Annotated in this window: 9 protein-coding genes; all 9 read left to right on the top strand. The window is 62.7% G+C overall.

What is annotated here, in order from left to right; all coding sequences use genetic code 11:
- The first annotated feature begins 77 nt into the window (after positions 1–77).
- The 9 genes from WC529_04070 (at position 78) to WC529_04030 (ending at position 18104) form a co-directional block, all read left to right on the top strand.
- On the top strand, positions 78–809 hold the full coding sequence (locus WC529_04070) for a hypothetical protein (protein MFA5113458.1): 732 nt from the start codon (positions 78–80) through the stop codon (positions 807–809).
- A complete protein-coding gene (locus WC529_04065) occupies positions 806–3253 on the top strand; it encodes a PKD domain-containing protein (GenBank protein MFA5113457.1) in 2448 nt (815 codons plus the stop codon). The genes WC529_04070 and WC529_04065 overlap by 4 nt, the downstream gene beginning before the upstream one ends.
- A 7-nt stretch (positions 3254–3260) precedes the next feature.
- Entirely contained in the window at positions 3261–4082 is an 822-nt protein-coding gene (locus WC529_04060; GenBank protein MFA5113456.1) for a protein phosphatase 2C domain-containing protein, read from the top strand.
- Between the two features lie 118 nt (positions 4083–4200).
- On the top strand, positions 4201–6402 hold the full coding sequence (locus WC529_04055; protein MFA5113455.1) for a protein kinase: 2202 nt from the start codon (positions 4201–4203) through the stop codon (positions 6400–6402).
- Positions 6402–8648 (top strand): protein phosphatase 2C domain-containing protein, encoded by a 2247-nt coding sequence (locus WC529_04050; GenBank protein MFA5113454.1) that lies wholly within the window; start codon positions 6402–6404, stop codon positions 8646–8648. The genes WC529_04055 and WC529_04050 overlap by 1 nt, the downstream gene beginning before the upstream one ends.
- A 16-nt stretch (positions 8649–8664) precedes the next feature.
- On the top strand, positions 8665–9795 hold the full coding sequence (locus WC529_04045) for a hypothetical protein (protein MFA5113453.1): 1131 nt from the start codon (positions 8665–8667) through the stop codon (positions 9793–9795).
- Positions 9796–9891: 96 nt separating this feature from the next.
- Positions 9892–10917, top strand: coding sequence for a hypothetical protein (locus WC529_04040; protein MFA5113452.1), 1026 nt, complete (start codon positions 9892–9894; stop codon positions 10915–10917).
- 3 nt (positions 10918–10920) lie between these two features.
- Positions 10921–15516, top strand: a complete 4596-nt coding sequence (locus WC529_04035; GenBank protein ID MFA5113451.1) for an IPT/TIG domain-containing protein — start codon at positions 10921–10923, stop codon at positions 15514–15516.
- A 335-nt stretch (positions 15517–15851) separates the two neighbouring features.
- A complete protein-coding gene (locus WC529_04030; protein ID MFA5113450.1) occupies positions 15852–18104 on the top strand; it encodes a T9SS type A sorting domain-containing protein in 2253 nt (750 codons plus the stop codon).
- Positions 18105–18125: the final 21 nt, after the last annotated feature.

The raw sequence follows: 18125 nt of genomic DNA, 5'->3' as shown, positions 1-18125 counted from the left end.
TTCCCTCCGTAAAGTGACGATATATATATGGAAAGTCAGGCCCATAGGAGGCAAAGCTAATGGCAATGGAGAGAACCATGAGTGTTCCAATCACGCAACCGCGGACGATCAGGACGGCCGTTAACGATTTCCGGACCAGGGCGTTGACCAATTCCCACTCGCTCGGCTCCGGCAAGAAAGCGTTCGGCTTTGGCCTGCTGACCATGGTCGGCATCCCGAACCCGAGCCTGGTCGGTTTCACCGCCGCCGCCTACGCCCTCGGCAAGGTCGTGGGGGTCAGGGGCGAACGGGCGCTTGTCGGCGAGATCATTGAACTGGCCAAACAACCGAACGGCCTGGCGGAATTGAAAGCAGGAATGAACGATCTGCTGGACGTTGCTCAGCAGGAACGTTTGACCATTAAGCTGGAGAAACAGGGGGTCGCGATCCGCGATCTCGGTCTGACCGTGCAAAGCTACCGGGAATTGTTCGGCAAGCCGCGCCTTTGGTCGCTCGGCGCCGGCAGCCAGATCGTTAACAAGGTCTGGCTCGGGGTCGCCTGGGGCGCCGGTATGCTGCCGGTGCTGCTGGGGACCCAGCCGCTCTCCGCCGGACTGGTCTTTTGCTCGCTGCTGACCGGCGTCATGCTCGGCGCAGCTAAGATCTGGGGAACGATCCGGGAGAACGGCCACGTTAAGAAACTGGCCGCCCTGGTCAAGACCGACCAGGACAGGGAGAACCTGAAACAGCTGATGAAAGACGAAGGATACTCGCCGGCGCTGCAAGCGCGGCTGACCGCCAAACTGAACAAGAGAGGAGTTAATTTATGAGCGATATTCTGGATTACATCGGGAGCATATTTTCGACCCCGTCGCCGTCGGTTTCCGCCTGCGTCGCCCCGGCCGATTCCTGCCTGGCCCGCAACGGCCTGCCGACCTACCCGACCTATATCAACCCGTCCCCGGCCGACGTTTACCTGTCCGCGTTCGCGGAGGGCGTCACCCTGACCTGGACGCCCGAATCGCAGCCGGCCATTATCAACGCCGACGACTCTTTTGCCGGGATGAAGCTGATCTGCAAGTTCAGCACCGGCAACGTCGAGGCCGTGCCCGACGAGAACGGCAACCTGGCGATCAGCCACACGCTGAGCGCCCCCCTCTCCAGCCCGGTCATGTGCGACCTGGTCTACGAAGATTGCGACGGCAACAGCAAGACCCTGCGCGACGCCGTCACCCTGTACGGCCCGCGGGTGATCGACGATTCCCAGACCAACCTTGACCAGTGCTATTACAACCCGTCGCCGATCATCGTCCCCGGCTACAGCCTCGACGTCGAGAACCTGGCGGCCGAGCACGAAGAAATATATGAAGGCGACACCGTCCGCCTCTCGTTCCCTGTCGCCGGCATCACCGAGTGCGACGGCAGCGCCGATGAACTGGCCGTTGCCATTATCGTCGACGGCGCGGAGTACGCGCCGGCGATCGACGGCGACCGGTATTACGCCGATGTCACGCTCGCCGACAACCTGCCCGGCGTCCCTTATAAAGCAGCGGTCAGGGTCATCGACAACAACCCGCTCCACAGCGGCAGCCAGGCGGTCTACAGCGACGAGATCTCGATCTACGTCCAGAGCGCTGGCAGCAGCACCGACCTGCCGTCGGCCACCATTTCGTCCAACCTGGCCTACAGCTACCACGCCGGCGAGACGGCGACGGACATCACCTGCTATTCCGACGATCCGGACGCGACCTTCGCCTGGTCCGTCACCCGCCCCGGCCCCGACGAAGACGAAGCAGTGGTCCAGTATTTCGACGGCGCGACGATCGCCTCCTACACTTTTGACCTGGAAGGCGATTACGATTTCCACTGCGAAGTGACCGCCGGCGACGGCGTCACCCAGAACCACGAGATCCGGTCGGTCGGCGTTTACCCGGCGGAGACGGTTATCCCCGCCGCTTCGATCATCGCCCCGTTCTCGGGGAGCACCGGCGAAACGATCACCTTTATCGCCGGCGACGCCGATGAGGGGACCTACGCTTACGTCTGGAACTTCGGCGACGGCAACAGCGCCGCCGGTTCGCTGGTCGACTACGCTTACACCGACTCCGGCACCTATACCGTCGGCCTGACGGTTTCCCGGCTCGACGATCCGGAGGTCTACAATACCGTTACCCAGCAGGTGACCATCGCCCCGCCTGCGGTTACGCCGCCAATCCTGTCGCTGATCGCCCCTTACGCCGCCCACGTCGGCGAGGCGGTCGAACTGAACATCGCCAGCGCCGACACGGCGAACTGGGACTACGCCTTTAATTTCGGCGACGGCACGGCGATCGCCGCCGGCATCAGCGCCAGCCACGCCTATGCCGAGCAGGGGACCTACACCATCCAGCTGACGGCCACCAGCACGGCCGATGCGGCGCTCCAGTACAACGTGACCCAGAGCATTTCGATCGTCCCGGTCGAGATCGAGCTGCCGGCCCTCTCCTGCGTCGTCCCCTATTCCGCCCAGGTGGGCAGCACCATTATGATGAGCGTCGCTTCGCCCGACGAGGCGAATTGGGGCTATTCCTGGCAGTTCGGCGACGGCGAGGCCGTCAGCGGCACCAGCGTCACCCACGCTTACGCCGATCAGGGGACCTACACCGTCCGCCTGACCGCCGTTTCCCTGGCCGACCCGTCGATCAGCACCTATATCTCCCAGGCGATCGCGATCGTGCCGATCAGCGTCGCGCTGCCGGCCCTTTCCCTGCTCGCCCCGTACGCCGCCGAAGAAGACACCAGCGTCGCCTTCAGCGTGGTCTCGCCGGACACGGCGCACTGGACCTACACCTTCCAGCTGGGCGACGGCAGCGCCGCGCAGACCGCCACCATGGTCAACCACACTTACGCCGCGGCCGGTAAATACACGGTCCTGCTGACCGCCGCCTATAACGACGATCCGACGATCAGCTCCACGATCTCCCACATCATGACGATCGTGCCGCACGGCGACCCGGTCCCGTCGCTGGAGCTGAGCCCGGGGATGGGGGCGGCGCCGCTCACCGTCACCGCCGACGCGACCGACAGCTACGCCACCGCGGCCGGCGCGGCGATCACCAATTATTTGTTCAACTGGGGCGACGGCAGCGCGGAAGAGTCGAGCGCAACCGGCGTGCTCAGCCACCTGTTCAGCTGCTCCGGCAGCTCGTGCGCCTATACGGTCAGGGTCACGGTGACCGACAGCTACGGCGGTATCGCTAACATCACCGCCACGGTCAGCACCTGGCAGCCATAAGCCCGGTATGTTCGGCCTGAGGATCAACCGGCTGGTTTGCGGCGGCGCGAACTCAAAACGCGTCTATACCGCCCGCCGCGGCGCCCTGGCGGCCTATACCAACCAAGCCGGCCGCGCCGAGAACCAGGACGGGTTCCTCGCCCTGAAACGCGGTCCAGAGCTGTTTCTCGCCGTCGCCGACGGCATGGGGGGACACGCCGGCGGACGCGAAGCTTCCAAGTTTGCCCTCCAGACGCTGCAGCACTCTCTCGCGGCCGGTTCCACCCCGGACAACGCCCTGCACCTCGCCAACCTTAAAGTCATCGACGCGGCGAAAACCGACCCGGCGCTGGCCAAGATGGGCTCAACGCTAACCGCCGCGCAGATCACCGGCGGATCGCTCCGGCTCTGCCACGTCGGCGATTCGCGCGCCTACCTGGTCGACCGGAACGGGACCATCGACCTGTTGACCCGCGACCACAGCTCCAGCTTTGAGATGTATGAGCTCTTTACCCCCGGCTTTGCCCTGCCGCGCCGCGATCCGGAAAATGTCTACGAGATCCTGCGGACCCACAGCCGCTCTAACCCGATCTATAGCTATCTCGGCCTGTTGAACACCGAAGTCTTTACCGCCGACCATGGTTTTCCCGTCGGGGCCCGGCTGCTCCTCGCTTCCGACGGACTTAACTACCTCCCCTACCGGGAGCTGAAAATGATCCTGCAGGGGAAAATGAATCCCAAACAGACGGTCCTCGCCCTGATGAAAGCGGTCCGGACGGTCATGGAGCCGCTCAACGCCGCCGGCATAGCCGCCGATAACGTCACTATTCTCCTCTACGAAAACCGGTAAATTGACTGAAATTTCCCCCGTTCTTTGCCGATAATAATATGAGGCAGGTGTAATCTGCCTGTTCGTCAAGATATTCAAGGAGGAGACCATGCCATTGTTAAAGCAAATAGACAGGGGGATGAGCCGGCTGATGACGTCGCAGCATCCCGCCCTCAGGCTCGTGGATCGCGTCGGCAGAAGGATGTTCGGTAACGGCGCGGAACGCCTCGGTGAACGCCTGTCCTACGGCGGGATGATCCCGCTCGGCCCCAACGGCCGCCTCAAGATCGAAGAGCTCAATCCGCAAGCCATGATGCTGGAAGCGCTCGGCAATAACGGCGGCAACGTCGGGCCGAAAGTTTCCGTGGCCGGCGTGCAAGCCCAGGTCGCCGACCTCCAGCTCGCCAATAAGCAGATCGATACTTATCTCGAAAAAACCACCAAACCGGGCGTCGGCAAGAAATGGCTGATGTACGGGCTGCCCGCCCTGCTGGTAACGGCGGCCAAGACCGCCCTGCTCCCGCTGACCCTGGCGGTCCCGTTCTTCTCCAACGTCGCCCTGGTCGGCCTCGGCAGCAAGGCCATGATCACTCTTGGCGTCCTGGCCAATAACGCCATCCCGGGCGTCGGCCTCGGCCTGCTCCTCGGCGTCGCGATCCACCTGATCGCCCGCGGGGTGAAGAGGTCCTCGGCCGCCGGCCAGTTAAAAAAACTGCTGGCCGATCCCCATACCGCCGAGCTCCTGGCCAAACGGCTGGTCGAGACCGAAAACCTCGCCCCGCTCAAGGATAAACTGGCCGCCGCCAATCCGCAGCTCCGGCAGCTGATCGACAATATCATCAAGCAGAAGCTGGTCGTGCCGCCGCCCGCTCCAGCCCCGAAAACCGACCCGACCGACGGGACCCAGAACCTGGATACCGGCGACATTAAGCCGGTCGGCCCGTCCGCCCCGCCCGCGCCGCCGGTCGATTTTACCGGCAAGGTCGGCGGTTACACCCGGGTCAAGCAGATCGGCCAGGGCGGCTTCGGCGCCGTCTACCTGGTCAAGAACGTCGTCACCAACGAACCGTTCGTCGTCAAAGTGATCGATTTCGACAAGAAGATCGCCGAGCTCAAGTCCGAGGGGAAATCGGGCGAGGTCATCCGCAAGGAGCTGATCGACCTGATCCTCCGCTTCGAGCAGGAATACCGGATCCAGGCCAATTTCTCCAAACCGCCGGTCAATCAGCATCTTTGCCCGTCGGTCGACACCAATATCTATACCCTGTTCCCCGAGTTAGCCCAGGTCTCTTCGGTGGAAGCGCGGACCTCCGACAAGTTCAAGGCCTCTTTCGCGCCGGAACGGGCTACGGGAAAAGAGATCTTCATCGTCAACCACCTGGTCCCGGACAAACCGGGCTCGGACAAGGGGGCGCCCGAACTGAGCATGGCGCTTAAGCGGAAACTTGACCCGGCCGACGCGATCGAGCTCTTCCTGCCGGTGCTGCAAGCGCTCGGCCAGGTCCACACCGAGTACCAGGCCGCCCACCGCGACCTGAAGCCGAAAAATATCCTGCTGACGGAGAACCTGTACGGCAAGGAGATGCTTGTCATTATCGACTGGGGGATCGCCAAGGATGTCGCCCGCGAAACCCAGCTGACCAGCGCCGACAAGCTGCCGGGGACTTTCGCCTACATGCCCCCGATGGAGCATTACAGCGTCCCGGCCAAGACCGACACCACCCTTTCATATAAATGGGACATCTACCAGATGGGCCTGGTCATACTGGAAGCGATCACCCGGACCAATCCGCTCCGCGGCAAGAGCCTGGAAGAGCTGGTCCAGTTGCAAGCCAATCCGAAACAGATGGTCAGCGGCGTCCCCAATGAAGCGCTCCAGGCGATCCTGGCGAAAATGCTGGCGACCAAGCCGGAGGATAACTACGCCTCCATGGCCGAAGTGGTCGCGGCGTTCGAGGGCTTAAAACTGGCGCACGAAAAGACCGAGTTCGCCGATTCCACCACGGGCGGCCCGGCTCCCAAGGGACCGACCGGCCTGGATGACGGCTTGGGCGTGCCTCCGCTCCCGCCTGTGCCCAACGTTCCGCCGCCGCTGCCGCCGGTGGCCACCGGCATTCCGCAACCGAACACCGCCACCGTGCGCGACGCGCTGGTTTACCTTTCGGTGATCAACACGCTCCTGTATGTCGACGGGAAATCTCTGACGGGAACCCAACTGGACCAGATCAATCTCGATCTGCTCCGGGTCCTGGAAGCTTATCCCGATAACGGCGATATTCAGCTCCAGTACGGCATGCAGCAGGCGAAACTGACCGAACTGATCAGCGGAGGTACAATATAATGCCGGTCAAATTTGACAGGATCGACCGCAAGTTCCTGGCCGGGGTCAGGACCCGGACCCTTGCCCACGCCACCTGGCGCGGGCCGCTTCTGCGGATCGCCGAACGGGTGCTCAAACCGATCGCGACCGGCCAACAGGCCGTTTCCCGGGAGATCAAGCTCGACGCGCTCCGGCTGCAGGCCGAGATCAACGCCGCCATGCGCAAACTGCCGCTCGAACGGCCGGCCCTGGTCGTCAAGGCCAAGACGCCCGAAAAAACGGGCGGCGAGATATTGGGCGAACCGTTCGTCGGCGAGATGATCGGCGGCGGCGCTGAAGGCCGCGTTGCCGAGATCAGCGCCGGGAATGCGGCGTCCGCCGGTTTGACCGGTAACGGGGGAAGGTCCAATAACGAGGACGCCCTCCTGGTCGCCCGCTATTCCACCGCCGACAAGGACCAATTCCTCCTCCTGGTCGCCGACGGTCTCGGCGGCCACGGCGACGGGGAAAAGGCCTCAGCAGCCGCCGCCGCGTCGTTCCGCGCCGCCTTCGCTCTGGCCCCTGATTTCCGTTTTGTCGACGGCCTAAATGCCGCGGCCAACAATCTGGCCACCCAGAAAGCCGAAGGGCTGACCGACAAACAGGCCGCCACGACCGTCGCCGCCATCCAGATCAACGCCACGGATAACCGGGCCGTCGTCAATTCGCTCGGCGATTCGCGTGCGTACCTGTTCCGCGACGGCGAGCTCTACCTGCTGACCCGCGACGGCATCAACCTCGACAATTTTTATCAGGCGATGAAAGATCAGCCCGGTTTCGCCAAGGACTACCCGAACATCGCCGCCCTGTACGCCCACCTGGCCGGCGAAGGGCTCGGCCGTTTCGACGCCCTGCGGGCGCCGTTCGCGCCGCAGCTCGCCCGCCTGATCGACGCCGCCAGCCGCGACTTCCGCGATTCCCGCTCGCCGCTTGCCGGTTCGCTGATCAACAACGCGGTCGGCGCCAGCAAGCCGTTCGTTATCCTGCCCGAAACGGCGCTCGAGCTGAAAACCGGCGACCTGCTTATCCTGGCGACCGACGGCGCGTTCGAAGCGGTTCCGTCGTTCGACGCCCTGGCCGAAATCATCCGCCAGAACCAGGGGAAGGCCCCGGCCGAACTGGCCGACCTGATCAACGCCGCCGCCCAGAAACAGGCGTCCGACAACCAGACGATCGCCATTTACCGGCACGGGGAAGTGGTCCTGGAAGTTTCCGAATCGATGGAAATTCACGAGCCGCCGGCCGCTCCGCCGGCGCCGGTGCCGGTCCAAAAACCGGTCGATCTGCCGCCGGTCCGCGAAGAGAGCTGGGCTCCCCCGCCCCCCCAAGCGGCCGCCGCCGACCCTTTGGCCCAACAGATCGGCGCCTTAAGGAGCGATCTCCTGCAGGTCGCCGAACCGCTCCTGCAGCAACAGACCGTGGCGAGAAACACCCTGGAAAAACAGCAAAGATATTTACTCGGTCTGCAGCAGGAACGGCAGCTCAAACTCGACAATATCGAGCTGCAGGTCACCCTGGCGCGCGAACACGCGGAACAGCGGATCAAGCACCTGAAAGACGCCATGACCAAAGCGATCGACGAGCGCCGCGCCAAAGTGATCGAGGAGCTCCGCGGGATCTGGCAGGAGATCGATCCCGAAATACTCGCCAAGCGGGTCTCCGTCATCGACCAGGAAGATCCCGAGATCATCTCGATCCGCGCCCGCTACGAGTCGAAGATCGCGGCGACGACCACCGAAGCGGCGGATTCCATCGCCTTGCTGTCCAACCAATCCTCGCCGATCTGGCGCGTGGTCGGTTCCTTGGCGGCCGAGATCAAAGAACAGGAAGCCCTGGTCGAAGCGGCGCACACCGTCGCCGGCGCGATCGCGGACAAGATGCACGACTACGAAGCCGCCCGCGGCGCCCTCACGGAGATCAGCGAACGGCTGGCCAAAGCCGCCGGCCTGGCCGGTTCGATCAAGGATTTTCTTACCGCTTTAACGCCGGTGCCGGCCGCGGAAGAAGACGCGCCGACCGCCGTCCGGAACATACCGGCCAAAGCGGCGGCGGAAGAAGACGCGCCGACCACGGTAATGCCGATCACGAAATGGAAAGACCCGGACGTTATCCGGATCTTAAACACCACTATCACCATCGCCGAAAAAGCCAAAGTGCTCGGCATCCTGGCCGGCCAGGGGAACAAGGAAGCGGCCGCCGCCCTGCTTTTGCCGGAGTTCCAGGTCTGATAAGGGATCCTCACTAATGCCTACCGTCGAAAGATTGGGCCGGATCAAGGCGTTCTTACAGCGAGCCGGCGGGCAAGCCGAAAAACGGCTGGCGCTCGGCCGTTTGGCCGCCCTCCCCTATGACGAAACCCGCCCGCTCGAGCTCCGCCGCGCGGCGCGCGACCTGACCGTCTTCACCGCGGAACATCTCCAACTGGAAAAGCTCGATCCGGTCAGCGTCGCCGACCAGGCGGTGGTCGAGCTGGAACAGCTGCGGCAGGAGGCCGAAGTCCTCCGGCTCGAGCTCGACCAAGCCAAAACCAAACTTAACCGCCTGGAACGATATTGGGAGGGGTTCGATCCGGTCCTGGTCGACACCATGCGCCTGATGATGCAACAGCTAATCAATAACGTCCGCTCCGATCCGAAGCTGGCCGAAGCAATGAAGCCGGACATGATCCGGAACATCATGTTCACCGCCTATGTCGCCCTCGATAAGGCGTACAAAGCCCATCAGCCGGAAGAGGCCGACGTGATCCTGCGCGACCTGCGCGCTTTCTTCGATTTCCACGGCTTGACGATCGAGCAGATCGACGAGCTCCTTGACCACCGGGAACGGATCGCCTCCCTTTCGGGGTTGGAGCCAGCCGAGGCCAATCAGCTCCTGTTCGAGTTCGGCATATTCTTCAACCGCTTTTTCGACCTCCAGCCGGAACAGCGCGAGTGGCTCTTTTCCACTTTGAAAAAGACCGAACTGCAGGACGAGGAGATCGCTAAGCTCCCGTTCCCGGAACAATTGGCCGCGCTGAGCTACCCGCTCAGCGCCGACGTCCGGCAGCAGGCGATCGGACGGATGGCGTTGCTTCACCCCCATGAGATACTTGATGCCGTCTATTCCCCTTGCGAACCGGTCAGCAATGCCGCCTGGACAGTTCTCACCAAACGGCTCCACCTCTGGCTGGAGGAGATCGCCCGCGGCGACAGCGATCTCGACAAGCTGAAGGCAGAAATCCGCTCCTTTTCGCCGGTCGAGATCGGGTATGTCCGCGAGCTCCTGCAGGAGCGGATCGTCAAATCGCCCGACGAGAAACCGGAGATTGTCAATCTGGCCAACCAGCTGCTGGGAACGATAAAAAAGAGCTGGTTGGGCAAGTGGAAGATATCTTAAAAAACCTCGAGTTTTAGTGAAATTTCCCGGTATACCTGTCGATAATCATATGGATAGGAACGGTCCGTTCCAGGACCGTCCCCAGGAGGAAATAAAATGACGGAAGTTACTTATATCAATCGGAACGGACAGACGGTCGGTCGGGAAGTTTATGATCCGGCAACGGGCTATGGCGCCAGTTTCCCGGCGGAAGGGCCGGCGCCGCTTGGCGTCGTGAAACCGCGGTTCACTGATACGATTTCCCTGGCCGCCACCGTGACCGGCCACACCAATGCCGGCTCTTCGTGGTTCTCCGACGCCGTCGATTTCGTCGCCAGCATTTTCAGCACCCCGGCCCCTTCGCTTTCCGCCTGTGACAACGGGACCGGCTCCGTCGGCGACGAATGGCCCGACGGCGGCATCCCCATGGACACCCCGGACACCGACGGCGACGACGAGTGCACCGAAAGCGGCGCCTGCATCACCGACGACGGCGGCGTGATCCTGCCGACCGACACCGACGGCAACCCGATCCTCCCCGACGACATCTGGTTCTCGATCGAAGGCCAGGGGAGCTTCTTCCAGGAAACCCCGGCGATCCTGATGGAATCCGGCTACATCACCGGCCAGAACCTGCAAGACCTGACCCTGCGGGTCGAGCTCGGCACCGACTCCACCCTGATCGACACCATGCCGGCCGACGGCTGCTTCGACGGGATGATCAACATCAACCAGCTCAGCGACGAGGATATCGCGAACGGCGTCCCCGGCTGCCCGGAAGACGGGTACGAGACCTTCACCGCCTGCCCCAGCGATGAGAGCAACCGGCTCCGCGTCTATGTTGCAGGTTACACAATAGAAGGGTACACTTATGTAGGGGGCGAGTACCAGATGGTCGACTCCGTGACCGAAACGTTGACCAACGTCGAAGAGCTGTTCGCCGACCTGGACGCCGGTCAGACCCTCCCCGTGGTCTGCGGCGACAGCCCGACCCCGTTCATCATCCCGATCCCGGCCTCGTTCAACGAGAACGGCGACCTCTTTCTTAAATTGCGGTTCAACCTGATCGTCGACGCGCGCGAAGCGGACCAGAGCGCCGCTTTCCAGACCAAGCTCGGTGTCAGGATCAAGGAGGCAGAGTAAAACATGAAATATTCCAGGATACTGGCCGTCGCGCTGGTTTTGCTCGGCGCCGCCCTGTCCGTGGCGGCGTCCGCCATTACCGACGTCACCCCGGCCAATTCGGTGATCAACCCGAATAACTTCACCGTCGCGTTCGCCGACAACGCCAACGCGCGGGTCCGGTTCTACACCAAGAACGTTTCCGTCGGCTGGACCGCTTCGACCAATTCCGCCCTGCCGGCCGGCGCCACCTGCTACGGCCTGGCGCTCAATGACGCGGCCGATAAGTTATATGTAAGCGTCAGCGGCAGCACCTCCGAGGTCCGGGCCTATTCCCTGACCAGCAACGGCCTGCCGACCGGTTCGCCGGTCAAGCTGACCGGCGCCTACTGGAGCCCGACTTCCTCCACGCCTGCCGGCCTCGCCGTCGGCGGCCAGAACCGGCTCTTCGTGGCGGACAAAGGGGTCGGCTGGTTCCGCGTGTACAACACGTCGACCAACGCCTGGCTCGGCAACGTCACCGACCAACTGGCCGGCAAAACGAACCTGTTCGACATCGCCGTGACCCCCGGCACCGCGTCGTACAAGATCTACGTCTCCCGCAAGACCGAGGCGGGCGAGATCTACGTCTACAATTATAATAGCGGCACCATCACCTACAGCAAAAAGCTGACCGGCCTCACCTACCCGACCTATATGAAAGTGGTCAACGGCAAGCTTTTTGTCGCGGTCAACGGGACCGACGGCGCCGATCTCAAGGTTTACAGCACCAGCGACGAATCGCTGGTCGGCACCGTTAAATCAGGGGTTACGGGCAGCTACGGCTGGAACTCGTTCTTCGTTTCGCCCGACGGCGCCTGGCTTATCTTCAAGAAAGCGCACAACTCGGCCGAGACGACCAACGGCCTCTACAAGCAGGCCGTCGCCGGCATCTCCGGGACCACCACCGCCGCGCTGATGAAGACCACCGCCTTCAAGTCCGACGGCCTGGTCCTGAACCGGAACCTTTACCAGATCGGGATGAGCGACAGCCCGACCGGTCTCTTTAACGGCACCGCCACCACCGACGCCGACGTCGCCAACGACGCGCCCGACGTTTCGACGCTGACCATGTCGCAGTACAACTACGACAGCACCGCGCTGGCGACCGGCGCGACCGCCAAGACCGCCCAGGTCCGGACCCGCGCCTCGATCGTCGATCCGGAAGGGGGCAACGTTAAGATCACTTTCCGCTACCGCTCGGCGGGGACCGGCGCCACTTTCACGCTCGGCCCGACCGTGGAAGTCGCCTCCGGCGCCGTCGCGGAAGCGGTCCTCCCCACCGCCACCGCCACCTTTGAGAACGGCGGTTACGAATGGGGCGTCTCTTACGAAGATCTGATCGGCCAGGGGAACAACGGCGACGTCGTCGGCTACGGCAGCAACGGCTCCAGCGCCGACTTCGTCATCAACGTCCAGCCCGCCCCGACCGTGACCAGCCTTGAACCGGCGGTCGGCGTCCAGGGGACGACCCTGACCAACGTCAAGGTCCACGGCACCAATTTCCAGAGCGGAGCGACCGTCGGCTTCAGCGGCAGCGGCGTCACCGCCGGCACTGTTACATTTAATAACGCCACCCAGCTGACCATCAGCTCGGTCACGATCACCGCCGGCGCGGCCGTCGGCGCCCGCAACGTCACCGTCACCAACCCGGACACCAAGACCGGGACCCTGACCAACGGGTTCACCGTCCTGCAATCCGGCACCGCCCCGGTCGTCACCGGCATCACGCCGTCGATCGGCCAGCGGGGCACCACCGTCGGCGCGGTCATCACCGGTTCCAACTTCCAGACCGGCGCCGCGGTCGCCCTGACCCGCAGCTCCAGCACCATCACCGGCACGGTGACTTCGGTCACCGGGACGCAGATCAACTGTTCGTTCGACCTGCCGCCGACCGCCGCGGTCGCCCTCTGGAACGTCGTTGTGACCAACCCCGACACCCAGACCGGCACCCTGACCAACGCCTTCAGCATCGTGGACAACCTCTCCGCCGTGCCGACCGTCACCAACATCTATCCGCGGCGCGGCCCGACCGGGACGGCCCACACGATCAAGATCATCGGCACCAACTTTGCCAGCGGCAATATCGCCAAATTGCAGTCGCCGACGGCGCTCACCCTGACCGGCCTGGTCGTCAATTCACCGACCATGATCACGGCGACGATCCCGTCGACCGCGGTGGTCGGCATCTGGCACGTTACCGTGACCAACACCTACGGCACCTCCGCGCCGACGGCGGCCGACACCTTTGAAGTGATGAGCGGGACCGAAGTCCCGGCCACGCCTTCGCAGGTAGTTAACCTGAACGCGACCGACGGGGAGAACACCCAGTCGACCGTCACCTGGACCAACCCGGCCGACGGCGACATGGCGCTGATCGAGCTCCGGCGCTTCACCGGCAGTTATCCGACGGTTTACAGCTCGACCGGCACGCTGGTCTATTCCGACATCCCGGCCCCGGGCGCCGCTCTCAACCAGGTCAACACCGGCCTGGTCAACGGCACCACCTATTACTATGTCGCTTTCATTAAAGATACTTCCGGCAACTGGAGCGCGGTCGATCACGTTTCTCCCGAGGTCAACGCCGACACCGGTACGCCCGGGGTCGTGATCCCCGACACCATTTCGCCGGACGCGGTCAGCAACCTGACGGCTAACCCCGGCGCTTCCGCCGGCGAAGTCAGCCTGACCTGGACCGCCCCCGGCGACGACCACATGGCCGGCACGGTGGCCGGCTACCAGGTCCGCTACGCGACCAGTAACTCGCCGTTCGCCAATCCGTTCACCAACGACAATTTCGCGACGACCGGTACCACCTACGACACCGCCGCCTGGAGCGGTCTGGTGGCCGGCGGCGCGACCGAAAGCCGGGTCCTGACCGGCCTGCCGTCCAGCCCGATCATGCCCACCTACATCTGGGTCGCCATCAAGGCGTACGATGAAGTCCCGAACGTCGGCCCGCTCGGCCAGAACAGCACGGTCGAAACGCTGGTCAAGGATTCTCTCCCGGTGCCGACCGTGACCCGGATCTATCCGAGCCGCGCGCCGAACACCGCCGCCACGCTGATCGTGATCGAAGGGACCAACTTCGTCAGCGGCGCGGTCGCGAACATCCAGACCTCGCCGGCCACCGCGCTGACGGGAACCAGCATCATTTCCGCCACCAAGATCCTGGCGACCGTTCCGGCCAGCTTAATTGCCGGCACCTATCATATTACGGTGACCACCGGCGGCGGCACTTCCGCCCAGACGGCGGTCGACACCTTTGAGGTGATGAACGGGAACGAAGACCCGACCACCCAGGCGCAGGTGCTCAATTTCAACGCCGCCGACGGCGAGAGCGCCCAGTCGACCCTGACCTGGACCAACCCGGTCGACAACGACATGGCGACGATCGAAGTCCGGCGCTACACCGGCGCCTATCCGCTCGCCTACGATCCGACCTCGCCGGCGGTTTACAGCGAAGGTCCGGTCGAACCGGGCGCGACGCGCAACTTTGTCGACACCGGCCTGATCGACGGCGTGACCTATTACTATGTCGCGTTCATTAAAGATACTTCCAATAACTGGAGCATCGTCGACTACACGACCCCTGGCGTCAACGCCGACACGGCGCTGCCGGGAACGGCCCCTGTCGACCCGATCTCCAGCATCAGCATCACCCGCGAAGGCGAGGCCGCCGGCAGCGGCATCAAAGTGACCTGGACGACCGACCCGGCCGGCCTGGGCGTGGACATTTACGCGCTCACCTGCACCGCCGATACGGGCACCGGCGACTATAGCAGCTACTTTACGACCGACGCCGCCGCGTGGACTAAGGTCGCCGACAATGTTACAATTGGGACGTACTCCATCCCGAGTTCCGTCGGCACAGGAACCGCCCAGTACTACAAACTCATCACGCACGGTGCAACCTTGGTCAATAGCGATCTAACAACCGAAGTGGTCGGAAAATTCGATATCGCGGTCGGAACTGAACCGGAAAGGTTCTTTGTGTCTATCCCTCTGGAATTAACTGATTATTCCTTAGAAAGTGCTCTGGGAGGGCAAGTTCAGAACAATGACTGGATCGGCAAGTTTAATGACTCCGAAGAGATCGTGCAAGGGTCAATGTTTACGAGTGGAAGCTGGCAAGACTTCCCGGTTGTGCCCGCTGTTCCGAAAGTTACCAACATTGAGCTCGGCCATGGTTACGGATACTTTACTTCCACCTCAAGGTTCATGACCGTGGTAGGTAGATTACCGGAAGCCAACTTCTCAATGACAGTCTCTGGCGGCCCTTCTGCTAACCCTAACTGGATCGGCCAGCCATATCCTGTACCGGTCGCTTTGTCTAGCGCTGGTTTGAACAGCACAAATTATTCAACGAACATTGCTGAAGCATCTAGGGTGTTCCGCTTAAAAGGCAATGCGGAAGCCGAAGGGGGAGCTGCAGGACTTGCATTCCACAAAGAAGAAACCTTATGGACCGATGGAAGCTTTATGGATGCGTCTTCTCTTATGCTTAAGCCAGGCAAAGGGTATTATTTGAGAGATCTTGTCAATTCGTCTACCAACTGGCAAATGGCCAGGCCATACTAGGTAAGGAGGGAAAAATGTTAAACAAAATGAAAAATATTCAAAGGTTAGGAGCGCTCACGATCATCGCCCTTCTCAGTGTGGTTTTGCTGTCAAGTGAAGCGATGGCAGCTACTGGCTCTATCACTATAACTGGGATCACTAACCATTCTGGGGCTGCTCTGCCAGTTGGCGCCTACGTGCAAGTTATCCAATCAACTGACAGCACCATTAGCGCACCTGGAACCAATGGTCTTCCTACCGGCAATGACACCATTGTTGGCACGGGAACTATTAATCCAGCAGGCACTTTTTCTTCCGGTTTTAGCATTACAAACGGCACTTATTTATATGTTCGCGTGTGGGAAACATGGAATGGCTCTGGCTCGCCGGCTACGGGGACTTATTATGGGAATCCTACTAGCCCTCAACTTTACAGCAGCGGCTATTCCAATACATATACTCCCGCCGGTTTTGCCACCAGCCAGCGTTTAGCGCCGACCATCACCAAGTCGGTCACCACCCTGTCGCCTTCAGCGACACAGGGGAGCAACGCTTCCAGCCAGACCTTTACGGTCGGCAACAGCGGCACCGCGGCCCTGAACTATACCATCAGCAAGACCCAAACGTGGATCGCTTCGGTCGCTCCGGCCAGCGGCGCGATCGCCGTCGGCGGCGCCAACCAGACGATCACCGTCACTTATAATACCTCCGCTCTGGCGGCCGGTACTTATAACGACACGATCACGATCACGGACGCCAACGCGACCAATAACCCGCAAACCATCGCGGTCACCCTGACCGTCAATCCGCCGGCGGCCTTCAATTACACGCTCGGGGTCGCTCCGGCCAGCGGCACGGTCCAGCAGGGGAACAGCACTACCCCGGTCGTGACCGCCACCCTGACCAGCGGCACCACCACCTCGGTCGCCCTGTCCGCCACCGGGCAGCCGGCCGGCGTGACCGTTAGTTTCGCGCCGACCAGCATCAGCCCGACCGCGTCCTCGAACATGACCATCGCGGTCGGCGGCTCCGTCCCGGTCGGCACCTACCCGATCACCATTACCGGTGTCGGCGGCAGCGTCACGCGGACCGCAACCTATAATCTGACGGTCAGCTCCACGCCGGTCGTGACCCCGACCATCACCAGCATCGTGGTTAAAGATACGACCGTGACCTCCGGTTACGTCTACGACACGATCGACATCATCGGGACGAACTTCACCGGCAGCGGCTCGACTTCCGCGCCGTCCGGTTGTTCGGTTGAACTGATGTCGCAGGGCGGCTCCTACGTCACCCTACCCGATTCCGGCACCAGCGACATCGTCTTCTGGTGGGATGCCGGCAAGATCCAGGTCCTGGTCCCGCACGTGGTCGGTACGACCTACACCGTCGCCGGCACGGCGACCATCCGGGTCACTACGCCGAGCGGTTCGGGCACCGGCACCTTCACGATCCTGCCGAAGGTCTACAACGTGACGCCTAACTCCGGCTCGGTCGGCACCAGCGTCGCCATCACCGGCACCGGCTTCCATGGGACCGCCGCCAGCAACAGCGTCAGCTTCAACGGGACCAGCGCCGCGGCCTCGGCCCTGGCGCAGACGTCGTCCAACGAGACGCTCACTGTCGCCGTCCCGACCGGCGCGACCACCGGCCAGCTGCTGGTCAACGTCAACAGCCAGAGCTCCAATGCCAATTACGACTGGGCGCCTTACGGCCAGGTCGTCTTCACCGTCGCCGGGACAGTCAGCCCGCGGGTGACCGGCATCGCGCCGGCCGCCGGCGAACAGGGGATGACCATGGACGTCACCATCAGCGGCGCCGACGTCACCTGGAGCGGCGACATGGTCTCGGCCGTCCACTTCAGTAACCCGGGCATCACCGTTAATTCGGCGACCGGCAGCGGCACCAGCATCAGCGCCAATATCACGATCGCGACCAGCGCCGCCACCGGCGACGCCACCGTCACGGTCGACGGCGCGAGCGGCTCGGCCACCTTCGCCGTCAGCACGGCCGGTTCGGCCCCGATCATCGTCAGCATCAGCCCGAGCGCGGCCCCGGCCGGCACCCGGGTCAGCGTGACCGGCGTCCGCTTCGGCGCGGCCCAGGGTTCCAGCTACCTGGCGTTCCAGAACATCGTCAGCAATGTCTCCTACAACGCGGAGATCGTCAGCTGGAGCGACACGGCAATTATCGCCATCATCCCGCGGCTGGCAGCCGCCGGCACCTACGAAGTTAAGGCGACCAGGATCGCGGTCGTCGCCGGCGCCGTCACCGCCCAGCAGTCGAACACGACCGGCTTCCAGGTCACGTCGGCTGTCGCGGGGGGCGATATCGCCACCATCTACCCGAACCCGTTCAACCCGAACGCGCAGGTCGTCACCATCGCGGTCAATAACCCGACCGGCGCGACGAACCTGGGCGTCTACATCTTCGATATGACCGCCCACCAGGTGGCGAAACAGGCGCTCACCGGCACCAACCAGACCACTTGGGACGGCAAGGACCTGAACGGCGCCCTCGTCGGCGACGGCGCGTACATCCTGAGAGTGATCAACGAAGATACCAAGACCATGATCGCGAGGGGCAAGATCCTCGTGGTCAAGCAGTAAGGTGAAATTCATGAAGAAATA

This window comes from Candidatus Margulisiibacteriota bacterium, from assembly GCA_041650855.1.
Lineage (GTDB): Bacteria > Margulisbacteria > WOR-1 > O2-12-FULL-45-9 > XYB2-FULL-48-7 > JALOPZ01.
This window is presented reverse-complemented; position numbering and strand designations above follow the sequence as displayed.

What these genes read in the sequence shown, in the direction of transcription:
- WC529_04070 (MFA5113458.1), top strand. Translation starts at nt 78, where the DNA reads ATGAGTGTTCCAATCACGCAACCGCGGACGATCAGGACGGCCGTTAAC.
- WC529_04065 (MFA5113457.1), top strand. Translation starts at nt 806, where the DNA reads ATGAGCGATATTCTGGATTACATCGGGAGCATATTTTCGACCCCGTCG.
- WC529_04060 (MFA5113456.1), top strand. Translation starts at nt 3,261, where the DNA reads ATGTTCGGCCTGAGGATCAACCGGCTGGTTTGCGGCGGCGCGAACTCA.
- WC529_04055 (MFA5113455.1), top strand. Translation starts at nt 4,201, where the DNA reads ATGAGCCGGCTGATGACGTCGCAGCATCCCGCCCTCAGGCTCGTGGAT.
- WC529_04050 (MFA5113454.1), top strand. Translation starts at nt 6,402, where the DNA reads ATGCCGGTCAAATTTGACAGGATCGACCGCAAGTTCCTGGCCGGGGTC.
- WC529_04045 (MFA5113453.1), top strand. Translation starts at nt 8,665, where the DNA reads ATGCCTACCGTCGAAAGATTGGGCCGGATCAAGGCGTTCTTACAGCGA.
- WC529_04040 (MFA5113452.1), top strand. Translation starts at nt 9,892, where the DNA reads ATGACGGAAGTTACTTATATCAATCGGAACGGACAGACGGTCGGTCGG.
- WC529_04035 (MFA5113451.1), top strand. Translation starts at nt 10,921, where the DNA reads ATGAAATATTCCAGGATACTGGCCGTCGCGCTGGTTTTGCTCGGCGCC.